Below are 11,907 nucleotides of genomic sequence, written 5' to 3'. Positions count from 1 at the left end.
CGAACCGGTTTCGCATTGTAGCAGCCTGTGTCGCCAGACACAGACCTTGACGAGGATGAGCATGCCCCAAGACCCGACCCTAGAGCGACTGCTCACGTTTCTTAAGCGCTCCCCGACGCCCTGGCATGCCACGGCGAACATGGCAGAGCGCCTGGAGAAGGCCGGTTTCCGGCGTCTCGACGAGACCCAGGCCTGGACCCTGACCCCCGGAGAGCGTGTCTACGTCACGCGTAACGCGTCGTCGTTGATCGCCCTGCAGCTGCCCGAGGGGCCGCTCGAATCGCTGCGCATGATCGGCGCCCATACCGATAGCCCGGGGCTGCGCTTGAAGCCCAATGCGGCGCTTCGCAACCACGACTGGCTGCAGCTCGGCGTCGAGGTCTATGGCGGTGCGCTGCTCGCGCCCTGGTTCGACCGTGACCTGGGGCTCGCCGGGCGCGTCCACGTGCGGCGCGACGACGGGCGTACCCAGGGCGTTCTGATCAACATCGACCGGCCCATCGCGACGATCCCCAGTCTGGCGATCCATCTCGACCGGGAAGCCAACAACGGCCGCGCGCTCAATGCCCAGACCCAGATGGCGCCTGTCCTGCTGCAGGGCGGTGGGCAGCAGGATCTCGAGGCATTGATCAAGCGCTGGCTCTACGAACAGCACAACCTCGAGAACGTCGAGCCGCTGGCCTTCGAGCTCTGCCTGTACGATGTCCAGCCGCCGAGCCGGGTCGGCATCGAGGAAGAGCTCGTCGCCGGGGCGCGCCTCGACAATCTGCTGTCCTGCTTCTGCGGTCTCGAGGCGCTGCTCGATTCCCGGGGTCGTCAGGGCGCGCTGCTGGTGGCCAACGATCACGAGGAGGTCGGCAGTGCCAGCGCCTGTGGCGCCCAGGGCCCGTTCCTCGGCGACGTGGTGCGGCGTGTCAATGCCCAGTGCGGCGTTGCCGGCGAGGAGGGGCTGGTGCGGTTGATCCAGGCCTCGCGGCTGATCTCCTGCGACAATGCCCACGCGCTGCACCCCAACTTTCCCGACAAGCACGATGCCGCCCACGGGCCGGCGATCAACGGCGGGCCGGTGATCAAGGTCAACGCCAGCCAGCGCTACGCCACGACCAGCGAGACGGCCGCGCTGTTCCGCGATATCTGTCGCGAGGCCGGGGTGCCGGTGCAGAGCTTCGTGACCCGGGCCGACATGGCCTGTGGCAGCACCATCGGCCCCATTACCGCCACCGAGCTCGGCGTGCCGACCCTCGACGTGGGCGTTCCGCAATGGGCGATGCATTCGATCCGCGAGACCGCCGGCAGTCACGACATCCGCTATCTGATCCGCGCCCTGACCGCCTTCGTCGATCGCCCCCAACTGTCGTGATCGTGCCACCCACACGATAACGCCCGCCATCGGGGATGGCGGGCGTGAAGGGAGGCATCGGGCACCGTGGCGGCGCCCGTGGTCCTTGCGACCGTCGTTCAGCGGCCCTCTTCGGTCTGGCTCTGTTGACGACGCTGTTCGCGGGGGTCGTTATGGGCCCGGCGACGCCGACGGCGGCTGCCTTTTTCGCCGGCCTCGGGAGTTTCCTCGGCAGTCGTCTCTTCGGCAGCCGTCTCCTCGGCAGGCGATGCAGCAGTCGTCTCTTCGCTCACCGATGCTGCGGCAGCCGATGCTGCGGCAGGCTGCGCCGTATCGGACGGGCTTGCGGCAGTCGTCTCGGCGGGTTCTTCGCCCTGGCCGTCGGTCGTCGGCGTGCTCGGTTCGGTGACCGCGTCGTTTACCGGGGCCGTGTCGCTGGCCGCGGGCGCTGACTGGTGGTCTTTCGAGCGAGTGTCGTCCGAGCCGGTTTCGTCGCCCTGTGTGGCGGCCTGGTCGGCATCGCCGGTGGCTGCGACGGTTTCGTCGCCGGGTGCCGGTGTGGCGGGCGTCGATGTGGCCTCGTCGGCGGCCGGTGCGGTGCTTGCGGCGTCATCCGAACCGGCTGACGGGGCATGGGCGTCGGTATCTTCCGCCTGCGCTGCAGGGGCATCGCGTTGCGGCGTGGCGTCGGACGTCGCGGCTTCCGTGTCGCCAGCGCTTTGCGGGTGACTCGCTGACGATTCGCTCGATGCCGGCGTGGGCGTCGCCGGGTTCGCTTCGCGGGAAGCCGTGTCGTTCTCGGCGGGAGCCGACTCGGTCTTGCCGGTCGCCGTCGCGTCGTCCTCCGGGGCCTGTGCCGCGGCCGGCTTGCTGGCGGTCTCGGTCGCCGGGCGACGCGGACGCGCGCTCTTCTTCGCGCGTGGCTTGTCGCCGGACGTTGCCGGCTCCTGCGCCTTGGCAGTCGGTTCGCCGGCGGCCGCCGTCGCGGCCTCGTCCTTGGCGCTCTCGTCGGCCGACGCGGGCTCGGCGGCGTCCGTATCGGGCGCCTGGGCGGCCTTGGCCGGCGTCGCGTCGCGGGCCGTCTCGGTCGGGCGTGATGCGTCGGTCGCCGGGGTTGCGCTGGCTTCGGCGCTCGACGCCGCCGGGCTTGCCGGCTCGGCAGCGGCCTCGGCCTGCAGGCGTTCCTGCTCGGTGACGGCTTTCGGATTCAGGGCGTGCTTGCGCGAACGCTGACGCGGGTTGTTGCGCGTGCGCTTGGGCTTGCCGTCCGCCGCGGTGGTCTGCTCCACGGATTCCGCGGGCTTTTGCTCTTTCTGCTCCTTTTTCTCGGGCTTGCCGGCGTCACGGCGCGAGCGGGACTCCGGCTTGTCGCTCTTATCGCCTTTGTCGCCCTTGGTGGCCGGCTTGTCGGTCTTTTCTGTATCCGCGGACTTCTGGCGGCCGGGCTTGCGCTCGTCGCTGCCGTTCTCCTGGCGCGGGGACTTGCCGTTGCGCTTGTCGTCACGCGACTTGTCGCGTTGGCCGTTGTCGTCACGGCGGTTATCGTTGCGGCGAGCACCGTCACGCCGGGCATCGTCGCGCTTGGTGTCGTCACGCCGGGCGTCGTCACGCTGATTGTCGTCGCGCCGGGCGTCGTCACGCCGTTTATCGCCCTGTTGGCTGTCGCGGGAGTCGCGACGGCGATTGCGGTTGCCGCCGTTGTTGCGACTCTCGGTATCGGCCGCCGGCTTGTCGCTCGCCGGCGTGCGGCTCGGCGAGTCCTGGCGGGCGCTCGAGGAGGGTGCCTCGTCGGCGGGGCCGATCAGCTTGCCCAGGCCCTTGAAGAAGCGCGAGAGCAGGCCGTTGGGCGCCACGACGGGAGTCTCGTCGGCGGGCTGGGCGTCGTCGGCGCCCTGCTGCAGGGACGCGGGTGCCGGTGCGGTGTGGACCACGCTCTTGACGGCCGCTTCGCTGCGCTGGATCGGCTTGGCCAGGGTGAGATCGGGCTCCTTGCCGACCTCGGTATCGGTGGACAGTTCGAAGCTCGACTTGTCCTCGCCTTCGTCGCTGACGTGATCGTCGCGCAGGCGCTGGACGTCGTAGTGGGGGGTGTCCATCTCGGCGCTGGGCAGCAGGATCACCTTGACGCCCTGCCGGGCTTCGATGTCGGCGATGGTGGCGCGCTTCTCGTTGAGCAGGTAGGTCGCCACGGGGATCGGCAGGATGGCGCGGATCTGGGCGCTGCGCTCCTTCATCGCCTCTTCCTCGATGAGGCGCATGATCGACAGCGACATCGAGCGCACGTCGCGGATGGTGCCCTGGCCGTCGCAGCGCGGGCAGACCACGCCGCTGGTCTCGCCCAGCGAGGGACGCAGGCGTTGGCGTGACATCTCCATCAGGCCGAAGCGCGAGATACGCCCGATCTGCACGCGGGCGCGGTCGAGCTTGAGCGCATCGCGGACGCGATTCTCGACCTCGCGCTGGTTGCGCGCCGGCGACATGTCGATGAAGTCGATGACCACCAGGCCGCCGATGTCACGCAGGCGCAACTGGCGGGCGATCTCGTCGGCCGCCTCCACGTTGGTCTGCAGGGCGGTTTCCTCGATGTCGCTGCCACGGGTGGCGCGTGCCGAGTTGATGTCGATGGAGACCAGTGCCTCGGTATGATCGATCACCACCGAACCGCCGGAGGGCAGCTTGACCTCGCGCTGGTAGGCGGTCTCGATCTGCGATTCGATCTGGAAGCGCGAGAACAGCGGCACGTCGTCGGCGTAGAGCTTGATCTTCTGCTGGTAGGAGGGCATCACCTGACGAATGAAACCGAGCGCTTCCTGGTGTACCTCGGGGCTGTCGATCAGCACCTCGCCGATGTCCTGGCGCAGGTAGTCGCGCATGGCGCGGATGATGACGTTGGATTCGCGGTAGATCAGGAAGGGGGCGGAGCGCTTGCCGGCTTCCTCGGTGATCGCCTCCCAGACCTGGGCGAGGTAGTCGAGGTCCCACTGCAGCTCCTCGGTGCTGCGGCCGATCCCGGCGGTACGCACGATCACGCCCATCTTGTCGGGCAGGGTCAGGGCGCCCATGGCGTCCTTGAGCTGGGCCCGTTCGTCGCCCTCGATGCGCCGCGAGATGCCGCCGGCGCGCGGGTTGTTGGGCATCAGGACCAGGAAACGGCCCGCCAGGCTGATGAAGGTGGTCAGCGCCGCGCCCTTGTTGCCGCGTTCTTCCTTGTCGACCTGGACGATGACTTCCTGGCCTTCCTTGATCACTTCCTTGATGTTGGGGCGACCGGAAGGGTCCTTGACGAAGTATTCGCGGGAAATTTCCTTGAGCGGCAAGAAGCCGTGACGTTCGGCGCCGAAGTCGACGAAGGCGGCTTCCAGGGAGGGCTCGACGCGGGTGATCTTGCCGCGGTAGATGTTGGCTTTCTTTTGCTCTCGGGCGCCGGACTCGATGTCCAGATCGTAGAGGCGCTGTCCATCGACCAGAGCGACGCGCAGCTCTTCGGGCTGGGTCGCGTTGATGAGCATCCGTTTCATGTTGTCTCGCTAGTTGGCTCGCACCGGTAGGCGGGCCTGGGGACAACGCTGCTGAAATGTCGGCGCGGGCGGTTCACGATGCGCGCGGGCGAAGCGGCAGGGGCCGACTCGAGTCAGGCCTGCCCCGGTACGCCAAGCGCGTGGTGCTTGTTTCCGCACGTCTATCTGACCAGCGATTCCTTTTGCGTCGGCGACGGCGAACCGCTTCTTGCTTCGTGCTGTGCTCAGCGCATGTCGTGTGTGTGTCATCAGCGACCGGTAGTTGACCGGGCGCCGCAAGAGCATGTTGAGTACGCGGCGGCGGCAGGACGTGTCCCGGCGGGCGAGTGCCCGTCCGGTCCTGCGGACGACCGCCAGACACCTGGCATTGTTCGATTCGCCGACGCCGGCCTCCGGCACGGTGTTGATAATCCCCGTGGTCGTGACCGCCGATGATGGTGGGCGGCCCGGCTCGGGCGTGGCGTCGTCGTTGCTTCACTGCGAAGGCGGCGGGGCGAACCCCGCCGCCGGATTCTTGGCTCTGGCCTGCGTGCTGGTCGTGCAGGCGCCTGAGACGGGCACTGGGACCCCTCCGAGCGAGTTCGGAATATACCAGTAAAGCGACACAGCGGCAATTGACCGTCACCGGGGCGCACTGGGTTAGAATGGCCACTTTCCGGCCACCTTGGCCGGCGGGTCAGAGGGAGGCTGAATGGCCGAAGGGCGTGATATCCAATGGGTCGAGATCGGCGAGGCGCATGCCGGTCAACGGATCGACAATTTTCTGCACACGCGGCTCAAGGGGGCGCCGCGGGCGCTCATCTATCGCATCGTTCGCAAGGGCGAGGTGCGCGTCAACAAGAAGCGCATCAAGGCCGACTATCGCCTGGTGCCGGGCGATGTGGTGCGCATTCCCCCCTTGCGCCTGGCGCCGGCCGAAGCGGTGCGCGAGGTCAGCGACAATCTGCGCAACCTGCTCGCCGGCAACGTGTTGATCGAAGGCCCGGACTGGCTGGTGATCAACAAGCCGTCGGGGTTGCCGGTGCACGGGGGAAGCGGCGTGAAGATCGGCCTGATCGAGGCGCTGCGCCAGGTGCGCGAGGACCTCGACTTTCTGGAGCTGGTGCATCGTCTCGATCGCGACACCTCGGGTTGTCTGCTGCTGGCCAAGACGCGGCCGGCGCTGCTGACCCTGAACGCCGCGCTCAAGCAGCACAAGATGGAAAAGCGTTATCTGGCGCTGGTGGCCGGGCGCTGGCCGGCCCGTCGCGATTTCGTCAGCGCGCGGCTGGACCGCTACGATGCCGGCAACGGCGAGCGGCGCGTGCGTGTCGACCCTGCCGGCAAGGTGGCGCGCACGCGCTTCGCCGTCCGCGAGACGTTGCCCGGCGCGACCCTGGTCGAGGCGCAGCCGGTCACCGGCCGCACGCACCAGATTCGCGTGCATGCGGCGCATGCCGGCCATGCACTGCTGGGCGACGACAAGTACGCCACCCGCGAGTCGCGACATCTGTCGGCGCAGCTGAACCTCTCGCGATTGTTTCTGCACGCGGCTTCGCTGACCTTCCCCGAGCCCAGCAGTGGCCGTCCGGTGCAGGTCAGGGCGCCGCTGGGCGAGGAGCTGGAAGCGGTCCTGGATCGTGCCCGCGAGCGGGGAGGCGAATGATGGCGAGTCGGCGTTATCGCCTGGTGATCTTCGACTGGGACGGCACCCTGGTGGACTCCGAGGCGCGGATCGTCGCGTGCATGCAGGGGGCCGCCCTCGACGTCGGCTGGTCGGCCCTGGCACCGGAGGCGGTCCGCGATATCATCGGTCTGGGGCTGCCCGAGGCGATCGACCGCTTGTGTCCGGGCATCGATGAGGCCCTCGCCGAACGGCTGCGGAAGGCCTACTCGGCGCGTTTCGTGGCGGCCGACCGCACCCCCACGCCGTTCTTCCCCGGGGTGGAGGCGGGGATCGCCGGGTTGCGCGACGAGGCCGGCCTGCAACTGGCCGTCGCCACCGGCAAGAGCCGTCGCGGCCTCGATCGCGCCTTTGCCGCCACCGGCAGCGGTGCCTGGTTTCACGCCAGCCGCACCGCCGACGAGACGCGCTCCAAGCCCGACCCGCGGATGCTCGAGGAACTGCTCGGAGAACTCGGCGTCGCGGCCGGCGAGGCGCTGATGATCGGCGACACGGAATACGACATGCAGATGGCCCGGGCGCTGGGCATGGACCGGTTGGCGGTGGCCTACGGCGTGCATTCGCGCGAACGGCTGGCGGCCTGCGCCCCGGTGTTCCATGCCGAGAGCTTCGCCGAGGTGATCGACTGGCTCCGGCGTTGAGCGTCGATAGCGGGATTCGAATCCTCTTTCCATCCCCCAGGGAGGTGCGGTGATGAGCGACGAGCGTGACTACGACCGATGGACGCAAGGAGAGGAGGTGCCGCCGGGCGGGGAGCATCGCGCCGCGTCGGCCCCCGAGGCGGCGGATGCCGAGACCCTGCGCGAGCGTCAGCGATTGCAGCAGCTCGAGATGATGGATCGCTGGATGCAGGGCGTGTTGACGGAACAGCGCCGCTCGCGGCGCTGGAAGCTGTTCTTCCGCCTGCTGTTCGCGAGCCTGTTGCTGGCGGCCATCGGCGTGGCCTTCTATGGCGTGCGTACCGCGGGGACGCCGGCGCCCGGTGGCCCGCATCTGGGCATGGTGCGCGTGGAAGGGGTGATCGACGCCCAGCGTCAGGCGAGTGCCGAGCGGGTCATCAAGGGCGTGAGGCAGGCCTGGAAGGATCCGCAGGTGCGGGCGGTGGTGCTCGACATCAACAGCCCCGGTGGCAGCCCGGTCCAGTCGCAGCGCATCTATGCCGAACTCCGGCGGCTTTCCGGCCAGGGTGACAAGCCGATCATCGCGGTGATCGAGGATATCGGCGCGAGCGGCGCCTATTACATCGCCTCGGGCGCCGACGAGATCCATGCGGCGCCGGCCAGTCTGGTGGGGTCGATCGGGGTGATCTACTCGGGCTTCGGTCTCCAGGACGCCATCGGCCGGCTGGGCATCGAACGGCGCGTCTTCACGTCGGGCGAGAACAAGGATCTGCTCGACCCCTTCAGCGATATCGCGCCCGAGCAGCGGCGCTTCTGGCAGCAGATTCTGGATACCACCCATCGTCAGTTCGTCGAGGACGTCAAGGCCGGTCGCGGCGATCGGCTCGGCGACGACCCGCGACTGTTCTCGGGGCTGGTGTGGACCGGCGAGCAGGCCATGGGCCTGGGGCTGGTGGATGGCCTCGAGAGCGTCGATCAGCTCGCCCGGGAGCGTTTCGGTGGCGTGCGTGTCGAGGACTACACGCCGGAGGTCGATCCGTTCGAGCGGCTGTCGCGCCGTTTCGGCCGGGTCGCCGCCGAGTGGCTGGGGCTGTCGAGTCAGGCTTCGCCGACGCCGGTGCGCTATCAGCTCGGCGGCTAAGAGGGCGTTAACGAAATGTCTGCGCTCGACGACGTTGTCAGCGCCCCTAAGATAAGGCCCGGCGCCGTTCGGTCGCGGCGCCGGGAGCGGCGGGGCAGGGCCCGCCTCAAGCGAGCGGATCCAGGCCGGCCTCGCGCAGCAGCGCGCACAGGCGGATCAGCGGCAGGCCGATCAGGGCGTTGGGGTCGTCGCCTTCCAGGCGCTCGAAGAGGGTGACGCCCAGCCCCTCCATGCGGAAGCTGCCGGCACTGTCCAGCGGCTGTTCGCGATCGACGTAGTGCGCGATCTCGCGTTCGCTGAGCGTGCGGAAGACGACGTCGTAGCGTTCATGGCAGACCCAGTGGCGGCTGGCGCGGGTGTCGATCAGCGCCAGGCCGGTCAAGAAGCGCACCCGGTTGCCGGAAAAGCGCGCCAGGTTGGCCCGGGCGGTGGCGTCGTCGCCGGGCTTGCCGAGGATGTCGCCCTCGAACAGGGCGATCTGGTCGCTGCCGACGATCAGGTGGTCGGGATGGTCGCGGGCGACGCGTTCCGCCTTGCCCAGGGCCAGACGGTGGACGAGGGCCTCCGGCGACTCCTCGGGTCGCGGCGTCTCGTCGATGTCGGGGCTGGACCAGGTGAAGGGGATATCCAGGCGCTCGAGCAACTGGCGACGCCAGCGCGAACCGGAAGCGAGGACCAGGCGGCTCATGGCAACTCCTTTGGGGCGAGGTGGCCTCAGTCTGCCGGGCCCCCGTCATGGTGTACAGCATGACGCAACGCGCTTTGACAGGCCTCGGGGGAATCCCTATTATTGCGCGCCTATGATGACCACTAGACTTCCCACGCAGGTCGAGCCGTATCGGCTGGCGGCCAACGAGCAGGTCCTCGAAGGGTGCGTCGATCTCGCGGGGATGAAACGCCTCGCCGAAGAGGCCGGTGCCCAGCAGGGCGACTGCGAGGTACGCCTGGCCTTCGGCATCGACGCTCAGGGGCGGCGCTATATAGAAGGCCGCCTGCGGGCCGAGGTCAGCCTTGCCTGTCGCCGTTGTCTCGAGCCGATGCCGGTCTCGCTGGAGAGCCACTGGTGGCTGGGCATGGTGAGCAGCGATGCCCTGGCCGCCGAGTTGCCCGGCGACTACGAACCGGTCCTGGTGGAAAACGAACAGCTCAACCTGCTGCCGGTCGTCGAGGACGAACTGATCCTCAGCCTGCCGCAGGTGGTCTATCACGACGAGGCGGAATGTGCCGTCTCGCGCGACCAGCTGGCCAGCGGAGCCGATGCCGAGGTATCGGAAGAGCCCGCTGCAAGCCCCTTCGACGTGCTGCGCACGCTGAAGGACAAACACTGAATCACGATACGCTCTGGAGTTCTACCCATGGCAGTTCAACAAAACCGCAAGTCCCGTTCCAAGCGCGGCATGCGCCGCAGCCACGATGCGCTGAGCGGCCCGACCCTGTCTCAGGACAAGGAAACCGGCACCACGCATCGTCGCCACCACGTGGCCCCGGACGGTTTCTACCGCGGCCGCAAGGTCGTCGACATCTAACAGGGTCGTTGGCGCGGACGACTCCGGCGACTGGCCGTGCGCATCGCCATCGACGCCATGGGCGGGGATCTCGGTCCCCGCGCTGTCGTATGGGGGGCTGCCGAAGCGCTGCGCCTGCATCCGCAGCTCGATGTCACCCTGTTTGGCCCGCGTGAGCGGCTGGAAGCCGAGGTGTCGCGCCTGCCCCGTCGTTGGCGGGGGGTGACGACGCGTCTCGCGCTGAGTCACGCGGAAACGACGATTTCCCAGGCGACGCGGGTTTCGCAGGCGCTGCGCGCCGGGCGGGGCTCGAGTCTGGCGCTGATGCTCGATGCGCTGGCGGCCGGTCGGGCCGATGCCGGGGTCAGCGCGGGTAACACCGGGGCGTTGATGGCCCTGTCTCGGCGCGCGCTGGGCATGGTCGCGGGGATCCCGCGCCCGGCCATCACCACGGCCATTCCCACCCGCGAGGGCGGGCGTTGCTACATGATCGACATGGGCGCCAACATCGAGGCTACCGCCGAGCGGTTGGTCGATTTCGCGCGCATGGCCGATATCATGGTGCGTCATGTCGATGGGCTGGCGCGCCCACGCATCGCCTTGCTCAACGTCGGCGTCGAGGCGACCAAGGGGCCGGCCAGCGTCCGCGAGGCGGATGCGCGTCTGCGGACCCTGGGTCTCAACTACGTGGGCTTCGTCGAGGGCGATGGCCTGTTCAACGGTGCGGCGGACGTGGTGGTATGCGACGGCTTCGTCGGCAATATCGTGCTCAAGTCCAGCGAAGGGCTGGCGCGGATGCTCGTCGATCGCTTTCAGACCACGTTCTCGGCCCACTGGGGAAGTCGGCTGGTGTCGCTGCTGGCACGCCCGGCGCTGTTGCGCGTCAAGCGCCAACTGGACCCGGTGCGCTACAATGGGGCGAGTCTACTGGGGCTGGCGGGTATCGTGGTCAAGAGCCACGGCCATGCCGACGCCCAGGGGTTCGCCTTTGCCGTGTCGCGAGCGGTGCAGGAGGTTCGCATGAACCTGCCGGCCCGGCTGTCGAGCGAGCTGGGAGAGACCGCTATCCCGTCGGTCGCGGGCGATCCAGGGGATAGCGGGTTCGCGACCCGCTCGAGACCCGACGATTTCAATTCTCAAAGGTGGATGCCATGACTCAATCCCTGGCCCTCGTATTCCCGGGGCAGGGCTCCCAGCATCTGGGCATGCTGAGAGAGCTGGCCGAACGTTACAGCGTGGTGAGGACGACCTTCGAGGAGGCTTCCGATGCCCTGGGCTACGACCTCTGGCACGTCGCGCAGGAAGGGCCCGAGGAGGCCCTGAACGCCACGGCCTGCACCCAGCCGGCGCTGTTGACCTCGAGCGTCGCGGTATGGCGCGTCTGGCAGGAGCTGGAAGGGCCGCGACCGCTGGTCATGGCCGGCCACAGCCTGGGCGAATACAGTGCCATGGTCTGTGCCGGCGCGCTGACCTTCGCCGAGGGCGTGCGTCTGGTGCGTCTGCGCGGCGAAGCGATGCAGGCCGCCGTGCCGGTGGGCCAGGGTGCCATGGCGGCCGTGCTGGGTCTGGATGACGAGGCCGTCGAGCGCGCCTGTCGGGACGCCGCGCAGGGCGAAGTGGTCGCGGCCGTCAACTACAATGCGCCGGGCCAGGTGGTGATCGCCGGTCAGTCGAGTGCCGTCGAGCGGGCCGTGGCGCTTTGTCAGGAAGCCGGTGCCAAGCGGGCGCTGCCGCTGCCGGTGTCGGTACCGTCACACTGCGCGCTGATGAAGCCGGCCGCCGAGCGCCTGGCCGAGGCGATGGCGGAGATCGACTTCAAATCCCCGCGCTATACGGTGGTCCAGAACGTCGATGCCAGGGCCCATGCCGATGTCGAGACGTTGCGCACGCGGCTGATCGAGCAGCTCTACCAGCCGGTACGCTGGACGGACTGCGTCGAAACCATGGTCGACCAGGGCGCGACGCTGTTCATCGAGTGCGGCCCCGGCAAGGTGCTGACCGGTCTCGGCAAGCGCATCGCACGCGGGGCCAAGGGATTGGCGGTCAACGATCCCGACAGCCTGACGGCGGCGCTCGAGCTGGCGCGCGAGGCCGTGGACCAGAATGCCAACGACTGACTCA

At 68.5% G+C, this 11,907-nt stretch carries 10 protein-coding genes; 8 read left to right on the top strand and 2 right to left on the bottom strand.

Annotated features, from left to right (window positions below):
- The first annotated feature begins 61 nt into the window (after positions 1 to 61).
- The gene (locus KGR00_RS09760) at positions 62 to 1,360 is read left to right on the top strand and encodes a M18 family aminopeptidase (RefSeq protein WP_224416966.1); all 1,299 of its coding nucleotides are present in this window, start codon (positions 62 to 64) and stop codon (positions 1,358 to 1,360) included.
- 98 nt (positions 1,361 to 1,458) lie between these two features.
- Here the strand turns inward: KGR00_RS09760 and rne are convergent, their stop codons facing one another.
- Positions 1,459 to 4,857 carry a ribonuclease E gene (gene rne, locus KGR00_RS09755; protein WP_224416967.1) on the bottom strand — a complete coding sequence of 1,133 codons (3,399 nt, stop codon included), beginning with the start codon at positions 4,855 to 4,857 and terminating at the stop codon, positions 1,459 to 1,461.
- Positions 4,858 to 5,548: 691 nt separating this feature from the next.
- Between rne and KGR00_RS09750 the strand changes: the two genes are divergently transcribed.
- Genes KGR00_RS09750 through sppA form a run of 3 tightly spaced genes read left to right on the top strand, consistent with a single transcriptional unit; the run spans position 5,549 to position 8,281 of the window.
- Positions 5,549 to 6,502, top strand: a complete 954-nt coding sequence (locus tag KGR00_RS09750) for an RluA family pseudouridine synthase (protein WP_129141658.1) — start codon at positions 5,549 to 5,551, stop codon at positions 6,500 to 6,502.
- Positions 6,499 to 7,161 carry an HAD-IA family hydrolase gene (locus KGR00_RS09745; RefSeq protein ID WP_224424404.1) on the top strand — a complete coding sequence of 221 codons (663 nt, stop codon included), beginning with the start codon at positions 6,499 to 6,501 and terminating at the stop codon, positions 7,159 to 7,161. The genes KGR00_RS09750 and KGR00_RS09745 overlap by 4 nt, the downstream gene beginning before the upstream one ends.
- Positions 7,162 to 7,213: 52 nt before the next feature.
- Complete coding sequence (gene sppA / locus KGR00_RS09740; protein ID WP_224416969.1) at positions 7,214 to 8,281, top strand: signal peptide peptidase SppA; 1,068 nt, start codon at positions 7,214 to 7,216, stop codon at positions 8,279 to 8,281.
- A 106-nt stretch (positions 8,282 to 8,387) separates the two neighbouring features.
- On the opposite strand, the gene KGR00_RS09735 is transcribed toward sppA, so the two are convergent.
- Positions 8,388 to 8,969: a Maf family protein gene (locus KGR00_RS09735; RefSeq protein ID WP_224416970.1), complete on the bottom strand. Its 582-nt coding sequence runs from the start codon at positions 8,967 to 8,969 to the stop codon at positions 8,388 to 8,390.
- A gap of 112 nt (positions 8,970 to 9,081) precedes the next feature.
- Between KGR00_RS09735 and KGR00_RS09730 the strand changes: the two genes are divergently transcribed.
- Genes KGR00_RS09730 through fabD form a run of 4 tightly spaced genes read left to right on the top strand, consistent with a single transcriptional unit; the run spans position 9,082 to position 11,903 of the window.
- Positions 9,082 to 9,609 carry a YceD family protein gene (locus tag KGR00_RS09730; RefSeq protein WP_224416971.1) on the top strand — a complete coding sequence of 176 codons (528 nt, stop codon included), beginning with the start codon at positions 9,082 to 9,084 and terminating at the stop codon, positions 9,607 to 9,609.
- A 27-nt stretch (positions 9,610 to 9,636) separates the two neighbouring features.
- Entirely contained in the window at positions 9,637 to 9,807 is a 171-nt protein-coding gene (rpmF, locus tag KGR00_RS09725) for a 50S ribosomal protein L32 (RefSeq protein WP_129141653.1), read from the top strand.
- Between the two features lie 36 nt (positions 9,808 to 9,843).
- Positions 9,844 to 10,941, top strand: a complete 1,098-nt coding sequence (plsX, locus tag KGR00_RS09720; RefSeq protein WP_224416972.1) for a phosphate acyltransferase PlsX — start codon at positions 9,844 to 9,846, stop codon at positions 10,939 to 10,941.
- Positions 10,938 to 11,903, top strand: coding sequence for an ACP S-malonyltransferase (fabD, locus tag KGR00_RS09715; RefSeq protein ID WP_129141651.1), 966 nt, complete (start codon positions 10,938 to 10,940; stop codon positions 11,901 to 11,903). Before plsX ends, fabD begins: the two co-directional genes overlap by 4 nt.
- The last annotated feature ends 4 nt before the right edge of the window (positions 11,904 to 11,907 follow it).

This window comes from Modicisalibacter sp. MOD 31.J (assembly GCF_020147985.1).
In the GTDB taxonomy this organism is placed as follows: Bacteria; Pseudomonadota; Gammaproteobacteria; order Pseudomonadales; family Halomonadaceae; genus Modicisalibacter; species Modicisalibacter coralii.
Note: the sequence above shows the minus strand (reverse complement) of the source record. Positions and strands in the feature narration are given on the sequence as shown.

What these genes read in the sequence shown, in the direction of transcription:
- KGR00_RS09760 (WP_224416966.1), top strand. Translation starts at nt 62, where the DNA reads ATGCCCCAAGACCCGACCCTAGAGCGACTGCTCACGTTTCTTAAGCGC.
- rpmF (WP_129141653.1), top strand. Translation starts at nt 9,637, where the DNA reads ATGGCAGTTCAACAAAACCGCAAGTCCCGTTCCAAGCGCGGCATGCGC.
- KGR00_RS09735 (WP_224416970.1), bottom strand. Translation starts at nt 8,969, where the DNA reads ATGAGCCGCCTGGTCCTCGCTTCCGGTTCGCGCTGGCGTCGCCAGTTG.
- KGR00_RS09745 (WP_224424404.1), top strand. Translation starts at nt 6,499, where the DNA reads ATGATGGCGAGTCGGCGTTATCGCCTGGTGATCTTCGACTGGGACGGC.
- rne (WP_224416967.1), bottom strand. Translation starts at nt 4,857, where the DNA reads ATGAAACGGATGCTCATCAACGCGACCCAGCCCGAAGAGCTGCGCGTC.
- KGR00_RS09730 (WP_224416971.1), top strand. Translation starts at nt 9,082, where the DNA reads ATGATGACCACTAGACTTCCCACGCAGGTCGAGCCGTATCGGCTGGCG.
- KGR00_RS09750 (WP_129141658.1), top strand. Translation starts at nt 5,549, where the DNA reads ATGGCCGAAGGGCGTGATATCCAATGGGTCGAGATCGGCGAGGCGCAT.
- fabD (WP_129141651.1), top strand. Translation starts at nt 10,938, where the DNA reads ATGACTCAATCCCTGGCCCTCGTATTCCCGGGGCAGGGCTCCCAGCAT.
- sppA (WP_224416969.1), top strand. Translation starts at nt 7,214, where the DNA reads ATGAGCGACGAGCGTGACTACGACCGATGGACGCAAGGAGAGGAGGTG.